The organism is Actinophytocola glycyrrhizae, from assembly GCF_042653545.1.
Taxonomy (GTDB): Bacteria; Actinomycetota; Actinomycetes; order Mycobacteriales; family Pseudonocardiaceae; genus Actinophytocola; species Actinophytocola glycyrrhizae.
Window position 1 is genome coordinate 348285 of the sequence record NZ_JBHSIS010000003.1, and the last position, 21041, is coordinate 369325.

The following is a 21041-nucleotide window of genomic DNA, read 5'->3' on the forward strand; positions in this document are numbered from 1 at the left end:
ACCTGCACGCGCGCACCGAAGACGCGGAGAGGAGCATCCCGGCACATGGCCAAGATCAAGGTCCAGGGGACGGTCGTCGAGCTCGACGGCGACGAGATGACCCGCATCATCTGGCAGTTCATCAAGGAAAAGCTGATCCACCCGTACCTGGACGTCAACCTGGAGTACTACGACCTGGGCATCGAGCACCGGGACGCGACCGACGACCAGGTCACCATCGACTCCGCCAACGCCATCAAGCGCCATGGCGTCGGTGTGAAGTGCGCCACGATCACGCCGGACGAGGCGCGGGTCGAGGAGTTCGGGCTGAAGAAGATGTGGGTCTCGCCCAACGGCACGATCCGCAACATCCTCGGCGGCGTGGTGTTCCGCGAGCCGATCATCATCTCGAACATCCCGCGGCTGGTGCCGGGCTGGACCAAGCCGATCATCATCGGCAGGCACGCCCACGGTGACCAGTACAAGGCCACCAACTTCAAGGTGCCCGGCGCAGGTGAGCTGACCATCACGTTCACCCCGGCCGACGGCTCCGAGCCGATCCAGCACGTCGTCGCGAACTACCCGGAGGGGGGCGGTGTCGCGCTGGGCATGTACAACTTCAACAAGTCCATCGAGGACTTCGCCCGCGCCTCGTTCGCCTACGGCCTGCAGCGCGAGTACCCGGTCTACATGTCGACCAAGAACACCATCCTCAAGGCCTACGACGGTGCGTTCAAGGACATCTTCCAGCGCATCTTCGACGAGGAGTTCAAGGCCGACTTCGACGCCAAGGGCCTGACCTACGAGCACCGCCTGATCGACGACATGGTCGCCGCGGCCATGAAGTGGGAGGGCGGCTACGTCTGGGCGTGCAAGAACTACGATGGTGACGTCCAGTCCGACACCGTCGCCCAGGGCTTCGGCTCGCTGGGGCTCATGACCTCGGTGCTGATGACGCCGGACGGCAGGACCGTCGAGGCCGAGGCCGCGCACGGCACGGTCACCCGGCACTACCGCCAGCACCAGGCGGGCAAGCCGACCTCGACCAACCCGATCGCGTCCATCTACGCGTGGACCCGTGGCCTCGCCCACCGCGGCAAGCTGGACTCGACCCCCGAGGTCACCGGCTTCGCCGACGCGCTGGAGCAGGTCGTCGTGGAGACCGTCGAGAGCGGCAGGATGACCAAGGACCTGGCCCTGCTGATCAGCAAGGACCAGGAGTTCCAGACCACCGAGGAGTTCCTCGCGACGCTGGACGAGAACCTGCAGAAGAAGATGGCCTCGGCCTGATCGGACGCTGTTCGAGAGCCACGCCCACGCACTCCGTGTGGGCGTGGCTCTCGTTTTCACGGAGCGTGGCGGCGCCGTCGCGCCGCTGCTTCGGGCGGGTGGTTCCCACCGTTCGTCATTTGATTCTCGAAGGCCCTGCGTTATACAGGTCGGGAAGTCTCCGCGCGTTGAGGAGCGGTGCCGGTGAAGATCAAGTGGAGCGGCAAGCGGACGTTGGTCGCTCTCGTGCTGCTCGGCGGTGTCGGGTTGCTGTACGTGCAGGGCGCCGACCAGCGTCGTGAGCAGGGACGGGACGGTGCGCCAGCGTCCAGTGAGACGTCGGCGTGCCGGATGGTCTCGACCGCGGACGGGGTGCGGGTCCGGTCCGCGCCAGCCATCGACCCGGCCAACGTGGTCGACGAGCTGGCGGCGGGCGAGGAGGCGGACGCCTCGATCGAGGTGCGGAACAACTTCCGCAAGCTGGACGAGGGTCGTTGGGCGTCGGAGGACTTCCTCCGCCCGCTCGACGGGACCACCTGCTAGTTGGTGTGAGTGGGCGGTCGGTCGTCGTGTGCTGGTCGCGTCGGATCGGCCCGTTGACGGCAGGGCACCGTCCGCCGTGGTCGGCGGCGTGGTCCAGTTCCGCGAGCCGCTCCGACGGCCCGGTGTCGCCCGTGTGGGATCGTCTTGTTCGGCGTGCGCAGCCGGACACCGACGTTGGTCACGTGGTGGGCAGCTCGACGCCTGTCAGCTCGAACGGCCACCGGGCGGACAGAACAGCGGAACCCGGCGTGCTCGACGAGGAACCCGCACAGGCCCGCCCCGGCTCCGGCCGGCGGCGCAACTGCCGAGCGTGGTGACCTTCACGATGGGCCAGCCTAACCGGCTTGCTCGCCCGTCCGGGTGAATGGAATGGTCGCGGCGTGGACGAACCCTTGCTTGTCGAGCACCGGCCGCTGCCCATCGACGGGCGGCTCGGGCAGCAGCTGGCCTTCCTGATCGAGGTGGACCGCCTCAAGACCGTGCTGAGGGCCTCGCCCCTCGCGGCCGTCGACCGCCGGGAGAACGACGCCGAGCACTCGTGGCACCTCGCGCTGATGGTGCCGGTGCTGGCCGAGTACGCGGACGAGCCCATCGACGTCGGGCACACCATCCGGCTGGTCGTCGTGCACGACCTCGTCGAGATCTACGCCGGTGACACACCGATCTACGACGACGAACTGCGCGTGGACCAGGCCGAACGCGAGCTGGCCGCCGCGGGCAGGCTGTTCGGGCTGCTGCCGGACGACCAGGCCGTCGAGTTCCGCGCGCTGTGGGACGAGTTCGAGGAGCACAGGACGCCGGAGGCCCGGTTCGCCAAGGCCATCGACCGGTTGGAGCCGAACCTGCTGAACTGGATGGCCGGTGGCGGCACCTGGCGGACACCGGGTGTCACCGCGGATGTCGTGCGGAACAGAACCGAGCACATCGGTGCCGCGTCTACCGCATTGGGAGAGGCGATGGCGGCCCTCATCGCCGGCGCGGAACGCAACGGATGGGTCGCCGCTGGTCAGGCGGTGGCTGCCGGACCCGACTGATCGTCGGCGCCAGAAGGGGTCTACTCTCCCGCGACGTACCGATCGGGCTAACTACACGCCACCGTGTGTAGGGTTCCCGATCTCTGGCCCCCCAAACGGGGGGTACCTGACGGTGACGAACGCAGGAGGCGCACCAGTGCGCAACCGGGTTGTCTTGGCGCTCGCCAAGCTGGTTCGGGTGAGTGTGGTCCTGGCCCTGGTGCCGGTCGCTCTGGTGACCGGCGCGATCGTGGCGAGCGCGAGCACCGCGGACGGTGTGGCGGCGTCCAACATGCAGTTCCCCATCGGCCCGGTCGGCATCGCGGCCGTCGTGGTCGGCCTTGGCGGTCTCGTGACCGGCCTGGTGCGACACCACCGCCGCATCGCGGCCGCTGCCGTCCTCGCGACGCCGCGGGCCGCCGTCATCGAGCCGGAGCCCGTCGACAAGGCAGCCGCCTGAGCTTTGGGCACCTGAGTGGTGGCCTGGCGCTTCCGCTGACCGCTGGACCTGGCTGCGTTGGCCTCCGGCCCCCGGTTGCCGGCGTACGGGGCTGGGGTGACGGTTCCGGGCAGTCGAACCGCTGGCTGTGGTCAGCCGCACCACCTGTGGACAACCCGGCCCGGGTGGTGCCTGAGCGTCGCTCCGGTGTCGGTGGTGTCCGTAGCGTGGTTCGAGGGGGCCGGCGGCCACGGCGGCGGGCTCTGGGAGAATCGAGTCGTGCCGGAAACGCAAGAACGTCGCCCCCGAGTCCTGTCCGGGATCCAGCCGACGGCCGACTCGTTCCACCTCGGCAACTACCTCGGTGCGGTGCGCCAGTGGGTGGCGCTACAGGAGACGCACGAGACGTTCTACTGCGTGGTCGACCTGCACGCGATCACGGTCGAGCACGATCCCAAGCTGCTCCGCAAGCGCACCCGCGTGTCCGCCGCGCAGCTGCTGGCGCTCGGCATCGACCCCGACCGCGCGACGCTGTTCGTGCAGAGCCACGTGCCGGAGCACGCGCAGCTCGGCTGGGTCATGCAGTGCCTCACCGGGTTCGGCGAGGCCAGCCGCATGACGCAGTTCAAGGACAAGTCCGCGAAGCAGGCACAGGACCGGATCACGCTCGGGCTGTTCGGCTACCCGTCGCTGCAGGCCGCGGACATCCTGTGCTACCAGGCCAACCACGTGCCGGTCGGTGAGGACCAGCGCCAGCACCTCGAGCTGACCCGCGACCTCGCGCAGCGCTTCAACACCCGGTTCGGCCGCACGTTCACGCTGCCGGAGCCCTACATCCTCAAGGACGCCGCCAAGATCTACGACCTGCAGGACCCTGGCGCGAAGATGAGCAAGTCCGCGTCCTCGCCGAGCGGCATCGTGGAGCTGCTCGACGACCCGATGGTGTCGGCGAAGAAGATCCGGTCCGCGGTCACCGACACCGAGCGGGAGATCGTGTACGACCCGGAGCGCAAGCCGGGCGTGTCCAACCTGCTGGCGATCCTGTCGGCGTTCACCGGCCGCACCGCCACCGACCTGCAGGACGACTACGCGGGCAAGGGCTACGGCGACCTGAAGAAGGACGTCGCCGAGGCGCTCGTGGAGTTCGTGACGCCCGTCCAGGCCCGCGTGAAGTCCTATCTCGACGACACCGCCGAGCTGGACAAGATCCTGTCGCGGGGCGCCGAGCAGGCGCGCGAGGCGGCGTCGCGGACCCTGGCCCGCACCTACGACAAGCTGGGCCTACTGGCACCCGCGTGACGCCGTCCCGTCCTGCGGACACGGCCGGTGACGGCTAGCGTCTGCCTGTGGCGGACAAAGAATCCTTCCTGACCCGGCAGCGCGGGAAGCGGCCCTGGCTCGACCATCTCGTGCGGGCGGGCGAGGCGTACACCGAGCGGTACGGCAACCACTACGCCGCCGCCATCACGTACTTCAGCGTGCTGTCGCTGTTCCCGCTGCTGATGATCGCGTTCGCCGTCGCCGGTTTCGTCCTGGCAGGCAACGCGACGCTGCTGCAGGAGATGAAGTCCGGCATCGCAGAGGCCGTGCCGTCCGGCCTCGGCGAGACGATCAACGAGGTCGTCGACGAGGCGATCAACTCCCGCAGCACGGTCGGTGTCATCGGCCTGCTGGCGGCGCTGTACTCGGGGCTCGGCTGGATGTCGAACCTGCGGGACGCGCTGACCGCCCAGTGGGGCCAGGAGTACAGGAAGCGCCCGTTCCTCGCCACGACGGGCAAGGACCTGCTCGCACTGCTCGGGCTCGGCCTCGCCCTCGGTGTCTCGTTCGGGCTGTCCGCCGCAGGCGGCGGGCTCGGCTCGTGGCTGCTGGGCCTGGTTGGCCTGGACGACGACGCGTGGGCCCTGTTCCTGCTGCGCCTGGCGACGATCGTCCTGGCGCTGGCGGCGAACTGGCTGGTGTTCCTGTGGGTCCTGTCCCGCCTGCCACGGGAGAGCGTGGGCGTCCGGTCGGCCGTGCGGGGCGCCATCGCGGCCGCGATCGGCTTCGAGGTGCTGAAACAGGTCTTCACCATCTACCTGGCGAGCGTCACCACCTCGCCGTCCGGCCAGCTGTTCGGCCCGATCATCGGTCTGCTGCTGTTCGCGAACTTCGTGTCCCGGTTCCTGCTGTTCATCACGGCGTGGACGGCGACGGCGCGGGAGAACGTGATCAAGGCACCGCCCGCGCCGCCGCCACCCGCGGTGATCAGCCCGCGCATGCTGGTCCGCAGCGGCCCGGATGCCCGCAGCGCGGCCGGGCTGGTGGGCGTCGGCGCGGTCCTTGGCCTGTTGCTGCGCAGGAGGAAACGCCCGCTCGACTAGGGGTTGCACAGGCAGAGCCCCGCTTCGCGGAGCGCCGGGGATTTGGTGCTGTGAGAGGCGCGTTGACGGCGTGGCGATGCCCTGAAAGGCGCGTTCAGGGCGCTGGGCGTCCTGAATGGCCCATTGACGGCAGTCGTGGTGCCGTGAACACGCCTTCACGGCACTGGCCGGGCCTGTGGGTGCCGGGCGCTGCGGGTCAGGCGCGGGCGGCCCGCGCGGCGCGGGCGCGGCGGCGGCGCAGCCACATGGCCATCGTGGCCAGGACCGCGATGCCCGCCAGGATCACCAGCGGCAGGCCCACGTTGCCGAACGCGGAGCGTTCGGTGTCGGTCTCGGCCGACGCCGCCGGTTCACTGTCGGCCGCGGTCCCGGTGACGTCGGCCTGCTTGTTCGGGTTCGGCTTCGGCTGGGCCTCCGGGGACTGGGTGACCAGCTCGCCGACCGGCTTGGCGTCCCGCGCGAGGCCGAAGCCGTAGTCCAGCAGCGACGCGCCCTGCTCAGCGAGCGGCTCCTGCTCACGTTCGCCGCGCAGCAGCACCACCACGAGGCGCCTGCCCTCGCGCTCCGCGGCGCCGACGTAGGTGTGGCGCGAGTCGTCGGTGAAGCCGGTCTTGCCACCGAGGAAGCCCTCGTAGGTCCCCAGCAGGCGGTTGTCGTTGGTGACCTGGAAGCCGGGCCTGCCCGCGTAGCCGGGGAAGTCGATCCGGGCGGTCTTCGCCGCCGCCGCGAACTCCTCGTGCCCCATCGCGGCGCGGAAGATCAGGCTCTGGTCGTACGCGGACGTCGTCATGCCGGGGCCGTCGAGGCCCGACGGGGTCGCCGCGCGGGTGTCCAGCGCGCCGAGCTCCTTGGCCAGCGCGTTCATCTTCTCCAGCGCCACCTCGGTGCCACCCAGTGCCCTGGCCAGCGCGTACGCCGCGTCGTTGCCCGAGCGCATCACCAGTGCGTGCAGCAGCTGGTCGACGGTGTACTGGCCACCCGGGCCGATGCCGACCCGCGTGCCTTCCTGGTTCGCGTCCTCCTGCGTGCCCTCGACGACCGTCTCGGGACGCAGCTCGCGGATCACCACGATGGCGAGCAGCACCTTGATCAGGGACGCGGGACGCTCGCGGGCGTGCGGGTCCTTCGCGGCGAGCACCGCGCCGGAGTCGAGGTCGGCGATGATCCACGTGGCCGCCGTGACCGGCGGCGGGGCGTCGCTCTCCTCGGGCTGCACGATGCCGCACTCACCCATACGGGATCCCCCGACGGGGTCCTCGGGTACAGGCAGTGGTTCCGGGCTGGGTTGGCCGGGCTCCGGCTCCTCCGACGTGTCGACGGGCGGCGGCGGGAGCTGGCGGTTCTGGCACGCTCCCTGTGCGGAGTTGTTCTCCTCGCCCGTCGGTTGTGCCTGGCGTGCGGAGCGTGCGGCAACAGCACCTGGAGCGGCGACGATTGCGGTCATGACCAGGGCACACAGCGACAAGACGAGTGCCGGGACGAACCTGGTGGCAGCAAGGCGCACGGGAGCAGCCTAGGGCGTCAGCGTCGTGCGGCCGCGCCGACCCTCTGGGAAACCCGGAAAAGTGGTTTTGCTAGCGGGCGTTTGCAAAGCCCCCTTTTCGGGTGAATCTGAAAAGTTGGTCTGTCGTCGATCTTGGCCGCCGCGGCGGCCTGCCGGTTCGCCGCGGCCACGGGTGCCGCGGTTCGCGTCCGCGGAACACCTGCGTGGGGCTAGATTGAACAGGTGAACGCGCCGAGCCCAGGACAGCAGGCGAGGGTGTCCTCCCGGCAGCAGTCGAGGCTGCTCGCGCTCCTCCGTGACGAGGGTCCGATGTCGCGGGTGGCGCTGGGTGAGCGACTCGACCTGCCACGCGCGAAGCTGACCGGTGAGCTGACGCGGCTGGTCGACACCGGTCTGGTGGAGATCGGCGGACCGGCGGCGAGCCGGGGCGGGCGCCGGTCGACGCTCGTGCACCTGGCCGACGACCTGCGGTTCGTCTCGGCGGACGTCGGCGCGACCTCGGTGAACGTCGCGGTGACCGACGGCCGCTGCGAGGTGCTCGCCAGCCAGAGCGAGGAATGCGAGGTCCGGCAGGGCCCGACGCCGGTGCTGGGCCGGGTCGTCGACCTCGCGGAACGGGTGCTGGAGAAGGCGCCGGGCCGGCTGATGGGCGCAGGCATCGGGCTGCCGGGCCCGGTGAGCTTCCGCGACGGCATGCCGGTGGCACCGCCGATCATGCCCGGCTGGGACCGCTACCCCGTGCGCGACGAGCTGGCTGGCAAGTGGGGCTGCCCGGTCACGGTCGACAACGACGTGAACGTCATGGCACTCGGCGAGCGGCACGCCGGCGTCGCGCGGTCGCTCGACGACCTCATCTTCGTGAAGGTCGGCACCGGCATCGGCTGCGGGATCGTGCTCGGCGGCAAGGTGTACCGCGGTGTGGCAGGCACGGCAGGCGACATCGGGCACATCCGGCTGGACGACTACGGCCCCGCGTGCGCGTGCGGGGAGGTCGGCTGCCTCGAGGCGTACTTCGGTGGCTCGGCACTGGCCCGCGACGCACTGACACTGGCCAGGTCGGGCCGCTCGACGATGCTCGCGGAGAAGCTGAACGACCACGGCAGGCTCAACGCACAGGACGTCGGCGACGCCGCCGTGGCAGGCGACTTCGCGGCGGCGAACCTGGTCCGCGAGGGCGGCAGGCGCCTCGGGCACGTGGTGGCGTCGCTGGTGAGCTTCCTGAACCCGGGGATGGTCGTGATCGGCGGCGGCGTCTCCCGGCTCGGGCATCCGCTGCTGGCGGAGGTCCGCAGCTCGGTGTACCGGCGCTCGCTGCCGCTGGCGACGGGCAACCTGCCGATCGTGCTGTCGGAACTGGGCGACCTGGCAGGCGTCACCGGCGCCGCGTGGTCGGCGACGGAACGCGCCTTCGCCCCCATGAACTGACCGGCTGCACGGAACCCGGGCGCCGGGCACCCGCGGGGGGTGCCCGCGCCCCGCGAAGCGGGCCCTTCAACCCACGCGACTCCGACGGGGACGGCTGGCAGCCCCGAACCCGACGCAACCCACCCCTCCGCCACCCCCGGGACCTGCCCGTCCGGCGAGGACGAACCCCACGGCGAAACCGGCGAAACGGCCGAACGCAGCCCCGACGTGGCACGTGAGCCCCGCTGTGGACAACCGGCGCGGTGCGAGTTCCCGGGTGTCTGTGTTCTCTTTCACGGTTGCTGGCATCTGGGGAGACTTCCAGTAGGTTCGACACGACTTTTGCGTGGAAGATGCGAAAGATCGATCCAGATGTTGCGCCAAACGGGGTATTGCGAGACCCAAGACCCCTGAGACACCCTTCTTTGTGAGTTAGAGCACCGGTCTTCGATCGGGCCCTCAACGAAGTGGAGCGCCGGTGGGCCAGAGTCGCCCAGCAGATCAGGCTGGTCTGCGCCGAGGGAACCTCGCGCTGCTCGTGCGGACTCTCCGCGAGCACGGCGCGTTGTCCCGGGCGCAGCTCGCCGTGCGTTCCGGGCTGTCCAAGGCCACCGTCTCCAGCCTCGTCACCGACCTCGAGGCGCGTGGGCTCGTGCACGACGCCGGGGTGTCCGCGGGCGGGCAGGGGCGGCCGGGCCAGCTCGTCGACCTGCGGCCCGACAGTGTGTGCGGAGTCGGGCTCGACGTGCACGTCGGGCACATGGGCGCGTTCGTCATCGACCTCGGGGGTCAGATCCTCTTCCAGCGGCGCATCCCCGCCGACGTGCCGGGCATGGGGCCCGAGCGGGCACTCGACCAGCTCGGGCTGCTCGCCGCCGAGGCGATGGCCGGGCTCGAGAACGCGGTGGGGGTCACCGTCTCCGTGCCGGGGCTGGTCGACACCGCGGCGGGCACCGTCACCTTCTCGCCCCGGCTGCGGTGGCGGGACGTCGTCGTCGCGGACGGGCTCGCCGCGCGGACCGGGCTGGGGCTGGACCGGATCGTCGTGGACAACGACGCGAACCTCGGGGCGCTCGCCGAGGTGGCCGACATGGACGTCGCCGACCTCGTCTACCTCACCGGTGACTACGGCATCGGGGGCGGCTTGATCGCCGGTGGCCGGCTGGTCCGCGGCTCCATCGGGTTCGCGGGCGAGATCGGGCACATGGCCATGGACCCGCTCGGGCCCTACTGCTCGTGCGGGCGCCGCGGCTGCTGGGAGACGCAGGTCGGGCTCGGTGCCCTGCTGCACGCCTGCGCCGACCCGGACGACCCGATCCGGGATCCCGCACTCGACCTCGACCAGCGGATGCGCATGATCCGTGCGCGTGCCGAGCAGCACGACCGGCGCACCCTCGACGCGCTGCACCAGATCGGCACCGCGCTCGGGCTCGGTGTCTCGTTCCTGGTGAACCTGCTCAACCCGGCCGTCGTGGTGCTCGGCGGGTACTTCGCCGCCCTGCCGGAGTGGCTGGTCGAGCCGATCCGCAACCAGGTCGTGGCCCACGTGCTCGCACCGGGCGCTGGCGGCGCCAGGGTGGTCGGCTCGCGGCTCGGTTTCACCGCGGCGACCACCGGCGGCGCGCTGGCGTCGTTGCGCCGGGTGCTCGACGACCCGACGGTCGTGCCCGTCATCCAGACCCCGGACGTAGAACCAGAGGAGGCGCCGGCATGAGTGATCCTGGCGAGGTGTTGCTGACGATGTCCGGCATCGTCAAGACCTTTCCGGGGGTGCGTGCCCTCGACGGGGTGGACCTGGAGGTCCGCGCCGGTGAGGTGCACTGCCTGCTCGGGCAGAACGGGGCGGGCAAGTCGACGCTGATCAAGGTGCTCGCGGGGGCACACCAGCCGGACAGCGGCGTGATCACCTGGCGCGGCTCGCCGGCGACGCTCGGCTCGCCGGTCGCCGCGCTCAAGATGGGTGTCGCGACCATGTACCAGGAGCTGGACCTGGTCGACGGGCTCTCGGTGGCGGAGAACATCTTCCTCGGCCACGAGCCGGCCACGTTCGGCTTCTCGAACCGGCGGCTGGCCCGCAACAGGGCCCGGGAGCTGATGGCGCGTCTCGGGCACCCGGAGATCCCGCCGAGCCGGGAGGTCGGGCTGCTGTCCGCGGCCGGGAAGCAGCTGGTGTCGATGGCCCGCGCGCTCGTGCACGACGCGCGGCTGATCGTGATGGACGAGCCGACCGCGGCACTCGCCTCCGACGAGGTCGACAACCTGTTCCGGGTCGTCGAGGACCTGACGAACGACGGCGTCGCGGTCGTCTACATCTCCCACCGGCTCGAGGAGATCCGCCGCATCGGCGACCGGGTCACGGTCCTCAAGGACGGCCGCACGGTCGGGTCGAACCTCGGCGCGGACACCCCGACCACCGAGCTGGTGAACCTGATGTCGGGCCGCGAGGTGGACACGGTGTTCCCGCACCGCGACCTGTCCACTGTGGACCAAAACGACGAGGTTCTGCGGGTCGAGCACCTGACCAGGGGCGGCGAGTTCGCCGACGTCAGCTTCACCGTGCGGGCCGGTGAGATCGTCGGCATCGCCGGGCTGGTCGGCGCGGGACGCAGCGAGGTGCTCGAAGCCGTCTACGGCGCGCGGCGGTCCGACTCCGGTTCGGTGTGGGTGAACGGGAAGCGCCTGCGGCCCGGCAGCGTCACGGCCGCGGTCGCCGCCGGGATCGGGCTCGCGCCGGAGGAGCGCAAGAGCCAGGGCCTGCTGCTGGACCAGTCGGTGGCGAACAACGTGACGCTGGCGAGCCTGCCCGCGTACAGCCGGTTCGGGTTCACCGACCAGCGCAGGGAGCTGCGCGACTCGCGGGCGACGCTCGAGCGGCTGGACCTGCGGCCGGCGGACCCGCGCCGCGAGGTGCGCACGCTCTCGGGCGGCAACCAGCAGAAGGCGGTCGTCGCGCGGTGGCTGGTGCGGGACACGAAGGTGCTGTTGCTGGACGAGCCGACCCGCGGTGTCGACGTCGGGGCGCGGGCCGAGCTGTACCGGCTGATCCACGAGCTGGCCGCGACCGGGGTCGCGGTGGTGCTCGTCTCGAGCGAGGTGCCCGAGGTGCTCGGGCTGTCCGACCGCGTGCTCGTGATGCGGGAGGGCCGGGTGCTCACCGAGGCACCGGCGGGCGAGCTGACGGAGGCGGCCATTTTGGACATGGTGATGGAAGGTAGCGAGGTCATGGCATGAGTGACGTGAGCGAGAAGTCTCCGTCCACTGTGGAGGAACCGGTCCAGGCCGGACCGGTGAAGGGTGCGCGCACGCCGAGCGGGCTGCGGCTGGACATCCGGCTGACGATCCTCATGGGCGTGCTCGTCGCGCTGTGCGTGGTCGGCTACGCCCTCAACCCGGAGTCGTTCCTCGGCGAGAGCAACATCTCCATCATGCTGCGGCTCGCCGCCGCGATCGGCGTGGTGAGCGTCGGCATGACGTTCGTCATCATCTCGGGTGGCATCGACCTGTCGGTCGGCTCGATGGTGGCGCTCGCGAGCGTGTGGATGACGACCCTGGCCACGCAGTCCTACGGGCCGTTCGTGATGGTGATCTGCGCGCTGGCCGTCGGCCTCGGCGCGGGCCTGATCAACGGTGTGCTGATCGCGTACGGCAAGGTCGTGCCGTTCATCGCGACGCTCGCCATGTACGCGTCGGCCCGCGGGCTGGCCGAGCGCCTCTCCGAGCGGCAGACGCAGGGCGTGTCCGAGCAGGGCTTCCTGGAGTTCTTCCGCGGCGACTTCCTCGGCATCTCGATGCTGATCTGGATGCTCGCCCTCGTGTTCGCCGTCGGCTGGGTGCTGCTCAACCGCACCACGTTCGGGCGGCGCACGTTCGCGGTCGGCGGCAACGCGGAGGCCGCGCGCCTCGCCGGCATCAACGTCAGGTGGCACACGGCGATGGTGTACGGCATCGCGGGTCTGTGCTGCGGCATCGCCGCGATCATGGTCGTCGCCCGCACCACATCGGGTTCCTCGACCAACGGGATGTTCTACGAGCTGGACGCCATCGCGGCGGTCGTCATCGGCGGCACGCTGCTCTCCGGTGGCCGCGGCACGTTGATCGGCACCCTCATCGGCGTGCTGATCTTCACCGTGGTGAACAGCATCTTCACGCAGAACAGCCTCGACACCGCCACCCAGAACATCGCCAAGGGCGTGATCATCGTGGCGGCCGTGCTGCTGCAGGCGGCCTCCGCGCGCACTCGCAAGAGTGCAAGAACCTGAAGACCTGCAACGAAAACCCCGACACAGTAAGACCTTCAGTACAAGGGAGTACCAATGTCCATGGACCCGTCCCTGGCTCGCCGCCGGTTCCTCTTCGGCGCCGGCGCACTCGGCGCGAGCGCCGTGCTGGTCGGCTGCACCTCCAACGAGTCCGGCGCGGACCAGCAGCAGCAGGTCGCGCAGGGCGGTGGTGACAACGCCGAGAAGGGCAAGCAGGTCACCATCGGCTTCTCCGCGCCTGCCGCGGACCACGGCTGGATCGCGGCCATCACGAAGAACGCCCAGGCGCAGGCCGAGGCGTTCGAGGACGTCACCTTCAACGCCACCGAGGGCACGAACGACGTCAACCAGCAGATCGCGCAGGTCGAGACCCTCGTCAACGACGAGGTCGACGTGCTCGTCATCCTGCCGTTCGACGGCAAGGCGCTGACCGCGACCGGCCAGAAGGCCATGGACGCGGGCATCCCGGTGATCAACCTGGACCGCATCTTCGACACCCCGCTCGCGTACCGCACCTGGATCGGCGGCGACAACTACCGCATGGGCGTCAACGCGGGCACCTACATCGCCGAGCAGATGAAGGCCAAGAACATCTCGAACCCGGTCATCGGCGAGGTCGCGGGCATCGACTCGCTGCCGCTGACCCAGGAACGCAGCAAGGGCTTCTCCGACGCGCTCGCGAAGGAGGGGTTCCAGGTCGGGCCGAGGGTCGCGGCCGAGTTCACGGTGGAGTCCGGCGAGCGGCAGACCGCGAACCTGCTGCAGGGCGCCGCGAAGCTCGACGCGCTGTGGAACCACGACGACGACCAGGGCGTCGGCGTGCTGGCGGCGATCACCGCGGCCAACCGCACCGAGTTCATCATGGTCGGCGGCGCGGGTTCGAAGGCCGCGATGGACCACATCAAGGCGGACGACACCGTCCTGAAGGCAACGGTCCTGTACAGCCCGTCGATGGCGTCCTCGGCCGTCTCGCTGGCCCGTCTGCTCGGGCAGTCGAAGGGCATGGGCGACCTCGCGGAGCACGAGATCCCCGCGTCGATCACGACCTACTCGGCCGTGGTCACGAAGGAGAACGTCGACGACTACATGGACATCGGCTTCTCCTGATCTCGAAACAGAAGCGGGTGTGTTGACGTTTTCTTTGTGACAGCAGACGGAGGGTGAGATGACAGAGGGCAGCGGGGGACGGATCGGGGTCGGCATGGTCGGCCACGCGTTCATGGGTGCGGTGCACTCGCATGCGTGGCGGTCCGCGCACCGGTTCTTCGACCTGCCGGTGACACCGGAACTCGCCGTGCTCGGTGGGCGTGACCTCGCGCGCACCAAGGCGGCCGCGGCGAAGCTCGGGTGGGCCAGCGTGCAGACCGACTGGCGTGAGCTGGTCAACTCGCCCGACGTGCAGATCGTGGATGTCTGCACGCCGGGCGACACGCACGCCGAGATCGCCATCGCGGCGCTCGAAGCGGGCAAGCACGTGCTGTGCGAGAAGCCGCTCGCCAACACCGTCGAGGAGGCGGCGGCGATGACGGCCGCGGCGGAGGCCGCCAAGGAGCGGGGGGTGCGCTCCATGGTGGCCTTCAACTACCGCCGCGTGCCCGCGATCGCCTACGCCCGCAAACTCATCGAGGACGGCCGCCTCGGCGAGATCCGGCACGTCCGCGCCCTGTACCTGCAGGACTGGCTGTCCGACGGGAACGCGCCGATGACGTGGCGGCTGCGCAAGGAGACCGCCGGCTCCGGCGCGCTTGGTGACCTCGGCGCGCACATCGTCGACGCGACGCAGTACCTCGTCGGTGACCGGCTCACCGGCGTGTCCGCGCTGACCAAGACGTTCGTGGCCAAGCGTCCCGACGAGACCGGCGAGAAGGTCGACGACGTGACCGTCGACGACGCCGCCGTGTTCTTCGGCCGCTTCGCGGGCGGGGCCATCGCCACCTACGAGGCCACCCGGTTCGCGCTCGGCCGCAAGAACGGCATGTCCGTGGAGGTCAACGGCTCGCTCGGGTCGCTGCGGTTCGAGTTCGAGTCGATGAACGAGCTGTGGTTCTTCGACGGCGCGAACGACGCGGACGAGGGCGGCTTCCGCCGGGTCCTCGTCACCGAGCCGACGCACCCGTACGTCGGTGCCTGGTGGCCGCCAGGGCACCTCCTCGGCTACGAGCACACCTTCACCCACGAGGTCGTCGACTTCGTGCGCGCGATCCACGACGGGATCGACCCAGCACCGTCCTTCGCGGACGGGCTCCAAGTGCAGCGGGTGCTCGGTGCTGTCGAGAGCAGCGCCGAGAACGGTTCGGCATGGACGGAGGTCCAGTAGATGAACGACTACACACCGCGCCCGGAGCACAGGTTCAGCTTCGGGTTGTGGACGATCGGGTGGCAGGGGGTCGACCCCTTCGGGGTGGCGACCCGCCCGCCGATGGACCCGGCGTACGCGGTGGAGAAACTGGCGGAGCTCGGCGCCTACGGCGTCACGTTCCACGACGACGACCTGATCCCGTTCGGGTCCTCCGAGTCCGACCGGGACTCGCGGATCGCGAGCTTCCGCAAGGCGCTCGACGCCACCGGTCTCGTGGTGCCGATGGCGACGACCAACCTGTTCAGCCACCCGGTGTTCAAGGAGGGCGCGCTCACCGCGAACGACCGCGACATCCGGCGGTTCGCGCTGAAGAAGGTGCTGCGCAACCTGGATCTCGCGGCCGAGTTGGGCGCGAGGACCTACGTGCTCTGGGGCGGTCGCGAAGGCGCCGAGTCCGGGGTCGCGAAGGACACCCGCGCGGCGCTGGACCGGTACAAGGAGTCGCTCGACCTCCTGTGCGCGTACGTGCGGGAGCAGGGCTACGACATCCGGTTCGCGCTGGAGCCCAAGCCCAACGAGCCGCGCGGCGACATCTTCCTGCCGACGATCGGGCACGCGATCGCGTTCATCTCCGAACTGGAGGAACCGGACCGCGTCGGCCTCAACCCCGAGGTCGGGCACGAGCAGATGGCGGGCATGTCTGTCGTGCAGGGCTACGCGCAGGCGCTGTGGCACGAGAAGTTGTTCCACATCGACCTGAACGGGCAGAACGGTCCGCGCTACGACCAGGACCTGCGGTTCGGCAACGGTGACGTCAAGTCCGCGTTCCTGCTCGTCGACCTGCTGGAACATGGCGGTTACGAGGGCCCGCGCCACTTCGACTTCAAGCCGGGCCGGATCGAGGACGAGTCCGGCGTGTGGGAGTCGGCGCGGGGTTGCATGCGCAACTACCTGATCCTCGCGGAGAAGGCGCGGGCGTTCCGCGCCGACCCGGAGGTCGCGGAAGCGCTGGCAGCGGCCCGTGTGGACCAGTTGTCGACGCCGACGCTCGCCGATGGCGAGAGTCTCGCGGACCTGCGTGCCGAGGAACTCGACATCGACGCGGCCGCCGCTCGCGGCGCCGGCGTGGAGAAATTGGACCAGCTGGCGCTCGAGCACCTATTCGGCACTCGTTAACCCGTAAAGAAAGCGGCGTCGCCCGACCGGCACGTCAGGCGACGCCGCAACACGGAAAGGAGAATCAACCCCTTCTCGCGGTCCCCATTTCGGTGAGAACAAGGAGAAGTTACCAGTGCGAGGGTTCGGTAAGAGTAAGAATGCGGTCAAACCACCAGGAGTGAGGCGGGGACTACGCGGCGCATCGCGTTTCGCCGTCGCGGGACTGGCTTTGCTCACGGGAATCGGCGTCGCTTCGGCCCAACCGGTGAGCGCCTCTTCGGCGGAGGCCGATGCGGCCGTTTTGGTGTTCTCCAAGACCGCCGGCTTCCGGCACGACTCCATTCCGGCGGGTATCGCCGCCATCCAGAGTCTCGGTGAGAGCGAAGGCTTCAGCGTCGAGGCCACCGAGGACGCGGCCGCCTTCACCGCGGACAACCTGTCGCGGTTCGCCGCCGTCGTGTTCCTTTCCACCACCGGTGACGTGCTGAACGCCGAGCAGCAGAGCGCGTTCGAGGACTACGTCGACGGTGGCGGTGGCTACGCGGGCGTGCACGCCGCGGCCGACACCGAGTACGACTGGTCGTGGTACGGCGACCTCGTCGGCGCGTACTTCGCGTCCCACCCGCAGATCCAGCAGGCCACCATCGACGTCACCGCGCGGGACCACCCGTCGACCGCGCCGCTGCCATACCAGTGGACCCGCACGGACGAGTGGTACAACTACCAGTCGAACCCGCGTGCGAACGTGAAGGTTCTGGCCACACTGGACGAGTCCAGTTACGACCCCGGTGGCGGCGCCATGGGCGACCACCCGATCATGTGGTGTCACGCGCAGGAGCAGGGCCGGTCCTGGTACACCGGCCTCGGCCACACGCAGGAGTCCTACGCCGAGCCCGAGTTCCTGGCCTCGCTTGCCGGTGGCATCAGGTACGCGGCCGGTATCGAGGCCGCCGACTGCGCCCCGGGCAACGGTGGCCCCACCGACCCGCCTGCCGACGACGACTTCGACCAGATCACCCTCGCGAAGGGCGAGCCGAGCACAGGGGAGCCGATCGCGCTCGCCGTGCTGCCCGACCGCAAGGTGATCCACACCTCCCGCGACGGCCGCGTCTGGCTGACCACGCCGGAGGCCACGACCACACTCGCCGGTCAGCTCGCCGTCTACAACCACGACGAGGACGGCCTGCAGGGCGTCGCGATCGACCCGGACTTCGCCACGAACCGCTGGGTGTACCTGTACTACGCGCCACCGTTGGACACCCCGACCGGTGACGCGCCGGAGAACGGGACCGCGGCGGACTTCGAGCCGTTCAAGGGCCACAACCAGCTGTCGCGCTTCAAGCTCGGCGCGGACGGCAAGCTCGACCTCGCGAGCGAGCAGCAGATCCTGCAGGTGCCCGCGGACCGCGGCCTGTGCTGCCACGCCGGTGGCGAGATCGACTTCGACGGGCAGGGCAACCTGCTGCTGTCCACCGGCGACGACACCAACCCGTTCGCCTCGGACGGCTACACGCCGATCGACGAGCGGGACACCCGCAACCCGGCGTTCGACGCCCAGCGTTCCTCTGGCAACACGAACGACCTGCGCGGCAAGGTCCTGCGGATCACGGTCGCCGAGGACGGCAGCTACACCGTCCCCGACGGCAACCTGTTCGCACCGGGCACCGAGAAGACCCGCCCGGAGATCTACGCGATGGGCTTCCGCAACCCGTTCCGGTTCGCCGTGGACAAGGAGACGGGCTGGATCCACCTCGGCGACTACGGTCCGGACGCGGGGTCGGCGAACCCGGCCCGCGGCCCGGCGGGCACCGTCGAGTTCAACCTGATCAAGGAGCCGGGCAACTACGGGTGGCCCTACTGCGTCGGCGACAACCAGCCGTTCATCGACTACGACTTCGCCACCGGCACGTCGGGGGAAGCCTTCGACTGCGCGGCGCCGAAGAACGAGTCCCCGAACAACACCGGTCTCGTCGACCTGCCGCCGGTGCAGCCGGCGTGGATTCCCTACGACGGCGGTTCCGTGCCCGAGTTCGGCACCGGTGGCGAGTCGCCCATGGGTGGCCCGGTCTACCGGTACGACCCGGACCTGGACGCGGTGACGAAGTTCCCCGAGTTCTACGACGGCAAGAACTTCGCCTACGAGTGGGACCGCGGCTGGATCAAGACGATCGAGGTCGGGGCGAGCGGCGAGCGCGGTGCGATCGAGCCGTTCTTCGAGTCGATGACGCTGACCCGCCCGATGAACCTCGAGTTCGGCCCGGACGGCTCGCTGTACGTGCTGGACTACGGCAGCGGCTACTTCGGCGGCGCGCCGGACTCGGCGGTCTACCGGATCGACTACACCAAGGGCAACCGGACCCCGGCGGTGGAGCTGGCGGCGGACAGGACGTCCGGCCCGGCACCGCTGACCGTCCGGTTCGACCCGGCGGGCACGTCCGACCCGGACGGCGGTGACCTGACCTACGCGTGGGACTTCGACGGGGACGGCACCACCGACTCGACCGAGGAGGGGCCGGTCTCGCACACCTACGAGACACCCGGCCAGTACACCGCGCACCTGTCGGTGACCGACGAGACCGGGCTGACCGGCGCGGCGAGCGTCGTGGTCACCGCGGGCAACACCGCACCGACGGTCAAGCTCGACCTGCCGGTGAACGGCGGCTTCTTCGGCTACGGCGACACCGTGCCGTACCAGGTCACCGTCACCGACCCGGAGGACGCGTCGATCGACTGCTCGAAGGTGACCGTGGAGTACATCCTCGGCCACGACAACCACGGGCACCCGCTCTCGCGTGCCACCGGTTGCGAGGGTGAGATCACCACGCCCGCCGACGAGGGCCACGGCCTGGACGCCGACGTGTTCGGTGTGATCAACGCGAGCTACACCGACACCGGCTCCGGTGAGGTGCCGCCGCTGACCGGCTCGGACGAGATCGTGCTGCAGCCGAAGCTGAAGCAGGCCGAGTTCTTCACCGAGAACAACGGCACGGAGGTCGTCGACGCGGCCGAGGCGAGCGGTGGCAAGCGCGTCGGGTACATCGACGACGGCGACTGGATCAAGTTCGACCCGGTGAACCTGGTGAACGTCGACGCGATCGGCTACCGGGTCAGCTCGGGCGGCGCGGGCGGCACCATCACGGTCCGCAAGGGCGCGCTGGACGGCCCGGTGGTGCAGACCGTGCAGGTGGGCAACACCGGCGGCTGGGACACCTACGCCGACATCGCACCGGCGCCGGTCACCGACCCCGGTGGCTCCGGCCCGCTGTACCTGGTGTTCAGCGGCACCGGCACGGGTGGGCTGTTCGACGTGGACAACATCCAGGTGCGGGGCGAGGGCGTGGCCGGTGGCCCGGCCGAGCCCCAGGAGTGCACGCCGTTCACGCCGGACGAGGGCTACCGCGCCCTGTACGACGGCACGGCGGCGAGCCTCTCCGACTGGAAGATGTCCGGCCCCGGCCAGTTCGTCCAGCAGGAGGACTGCACCATCCTGTCCACCGGCGGCATGGGCCTGCTCTCCTTCGACGAGGAGTTCGGCGCCTACAGCCTGAAGATGGACTGGAAGATGGCCGGGGACGACAACTCCGGTGTCTTCGTCGGCTACCCGGACCCGGGCAACGACCCGTGGGTGGCGGTGAACCAGGGCTACGAGATCCAGATCGACGCGTCGGACGCGCCGGACCGGACCACCGGCTCGGTCTACTCGTTCCAGTCGGCGGACATCGCGGCCAGGGACGCGGCGCTCAAGCCGCCGGGTGAGTGGAACGCCTACGAGATCGTCGTGGTGGGGCAGACCATCAAGGTCTACCTCAACGGGACGCTGGTCAACGACTTCACCAGCACCGACCCGGCCCGCGACCTCACGCAGGGGTTCGTCGGCATCCAGAACCACGGCAACGGCGACGACGTGTGGTTCCGGAACATCCAGATCAAGGAGATCGTGGACGAGACCGCACCGGTCACGACCGCGACCTTCGCGCCGCCCCCAGCGACCGGCTGGCACCCGGGCACCGTCCCGGTGTCGCTGACCGCCGAGGACGACGGTCAGGGTGTCGACTTCATCGAGTACAAGCTCGACGGTGGTGAGTGGACCCGCTACACCGGCACGGTGAACGTGACCGGCGACGGTGAGCACACGCTGCTCTACCACGCGGTCGACCGGGCCGGGAACTCCGAGGCCGAGAAGGCGGCGACGATCAAGATCGACGGCACCCTGCCGACGCTCATGGTCGCCGGCATCGCCGACGGGCACGTCTACGGCGACGCGTCCGACGTGGTGCTGTCGTGGCACGCGGAGGACGCCACGTCCGGGGTCGCCTCGGTGACGGGCGCGCTCGACGGTGCGCCGATCACCTCGGGGCGGGTGCTCGCGCTGTACCAGTTGCCGCTGGGCGTGCACGGGTTCTCGGTGTCCGCGACCGACACCGCGGGGAACGTGACGTCGCAGTCGCTGACGTTCGCGACGACCACGTCCCTGCGGGACATCGGGCAGCTGCTCGACCGCTTCCGCGCGACCAACCGGTTGTCGCTGTCGGCGTACAAGCAGCTGGACAGCCTGCTCACCAAGGCCCGCAAGGCCGAGGCGAAGGGCAACGACACCAGGGCGGTGCGTTTCCTCGGCACGTTCACGCAGCTGGCCATCGACGAGACGCTCGTCGGTGACGAGGATGTGCGATCGGTCCTGGAACGCGACGCCGAGGCGGTCATCGACGACATCGAAGGTGTGGCCGCGCTGCCCCAGGCGGCTCGATGACCAGGTGAGGCAGCCGGTGGACCGGCGGTGCGTGCGGCACCGCCGGTCCACCGGGGGCACC

Annotated in this window: 15 protein-coding genes; 14 read left to right on the top strand and 1 reads right to left on the bottom strand. The window is 69.9% G+C overall.

Features of this window, described 5'->3' with window-relative positions; genetic code table 11:
* The first annotated feature begins 45 nt into the window (after window positions 1-45).
* The 6 genes from ACFPCV_RS07760 (at window position 46) to yhjD (ending at window position 5606) form a co-directional block, all read left to right on the top strand.
* Window positions 46-1269: an NADP-dependent isocitrate dehydrogenase gene (locus ACFPCV_RS07760; protein ID WP_378055357.1), complete on the top strand. Its 1224-nt coding sequence runs from the start codon at window positions 46-48 to the stop codon at window positions 1267-1269.
* Between the two features lie 183 nt (window positions 1270-1452).
* The gene (locus ACFPCV_RS07765; RefSeq protein WP_378055358.1) at window positions 1453-1791 is read left to right on the top strand and encodes an SH3 domain-containing protein; all 339 of its coding nucleotides are present in this window, start codon (window positions 1453-1455) and stop codon (window positions 1789-1791) included.
* Window positions 1792-2171: 380 nt separating this feature from the next.
* Window positions 2172-2825, top strand: a complete 654-nt coding sequence (locus ACFPCV_RS07770) for an HD domain-containing protein (protein ID WP_378055359.1) — start codon at window positions 2172-2174, stop codon at window positions 2823-2825.
* Window positions 2826-3003: 178 nt separating this feature from the next.
* Window positions 3004-3264 (top strand): hypothetical protein, encoded by a 261-nt coding sequence (locus tag ACFPCV_RS07775; protein WP_378055360.1) that lies wholly within the window; start codon window positions 3004-3006, stop codon window positions 3262-3264.
* Window positions 3265-3522: 258 nt separating this feature from the next.
* Window positions 3523-4542 carry a tryptophan--tRNA ligase gene (gene trpS, locus ACFPCV_RS07780; RefSeq protein ID WP_378055361.1) on the top strand — a complete coding sequence of 340 codons (1020 nt, stop codon included), beginning with the start codon at window positions 3523-3525 and terminating at the stop codon, window positions 4540-4542.
* A gap of 47 nt (window positions 4543-4589) precedes the next feature.
* On the top strand, window positions 4590-5606 hold the full coding sequence (gene yhjD / locus ACFPCV_RS07785; RefSeq protein WP_378055362.1) for an inner membrane protein YhjD: 1017 nt from the start codon (window positions 4590-4592) through the stop codon (window positions 5604-5606).
* Between the two features lie 196 nt (window positions 5607-5802).
* On the opposite strand, the gene ACFPCV_RS07790 is transcribed toward yhjD, so the two are convergent.
* Complete coding sequence (locus ACFPCV_RS07790; RefSeq protein ID WP_465251554.1) at window positions 5803-6840, bottom strand: D-alanyl-D-alanine carboxypeptidase family protein; 1038 nt, start codon at window positions 6838-6840, stop codon at window positions 5803-5805.
* Window positions 6841-7419: 579 nt separating this feature from the next.
* On the opposite strand from ACFPCV_RS07790, the gene ACFPCV_RS07795 reads away from it, so the two are divergent.
* From ACFPCV_RS07795 to ACFPCV_RS07830, 8 genes are all read left to right on the top strand, one after another.
* Window positions 7420-8535: an ROK family transcriptional regulator gene (locus ACFPCV_RS07795; RefSeq protein WP_378055729.1), complete on the top strand. Its 1116-nt coding sequence runs from the start codon at window positions 7420-7422 to the stop codon at window positions 8533-8535.
* A 457-nt stretch (window positions 8536-8992) separates the two neighbouring features.
* A complete protein-coding gene (locus tag ACFPCV_RS07800; RefSeq protein ID WP_378055363.1) occupies window positions 8993-10228 on the top strand; it encodes an ROK family protein in 1236 nt (411 codons plus the stop codon).
* Window positions 10225-11745 carry a sugar ABC transporter ATP-binding protein gene (locus ACFPCV_RS07805; RefSeq protein ID WP_378055364.1) on the top strand — a complete coding sequence of 507 codons (1521 nt, stop codon included), beginning with the start codon at window positions 10225-10227 and terminating at the stop codon, window positions 11743-11745. Before ACFPCV_RS07800 ends, ACFPCV_RS07805 begins: the two co-directional genes overlap by 4 nt.
* Complete coding sequence (locus ACFPCV_RS07810) at window positions 11742-12773, top strand: ABC transporter permease (protein ID WP_378055365.1); 1032 nt, start codon at window positions 11742-11744, stop codon at window positions 12771-12773. The genes ACFPCV_RS07805 and ACFPCV_RS07810 overlap by 4 nt, the downstream gene beginning before the upstream one ends.
* A 54-nt stretch (window positions 12774-12827) precedes the next feature.
* Window positions 12828-13880 (top strand): substrate-binding domain-containing protein, encoded by a 1053-nt coding sequence (locus ACFPCV_RS07815; protein ID WP_378055366.1) that lies wholly within the window; start codon window positions 12828-12830, stop codon window positions 13878-13880.
* 58 nt (window positions 13881-13938) lie between these two features.
* Window positions 13939-15090, top strand: coding sequence for a Gfo/Idh/MocA family protein (locus ACFPCV_RS07820; protein ID WP_378055367.1), 1152 nt, complete (start codon window positions 13939-13941; stop codon window positions 15088-15090).
* On the top strand, window positions 15091-16248 hold the full coding sequence (xylA, locus tag ACFPCV_RS07825; RefSeq protein ID WP_378055368.1) for a xylose isomerase: 1158 nt from the start codon (window positions 15091-15093) through the stop codon (window positions 16246-16248). It begins immediately after the preceding gene.
* Between the two features lie 247 nt (window positions 16249-16495).
* Window positions 16496-20980 carry a ThuA domain-containing protein gene (locus ACFPCV_RS07830; protein WP_378055369.1) on the top strand — a complete coding sequence of 1495 codons (4485 nt, stop codon included), beginning with the start codon at window positions 16496-16498 and terminating at the stop codon, window positions 20978-20980.
* The last annotated feature ends 61 nt before the right edge of the window (window positions 20981-21041 follow it).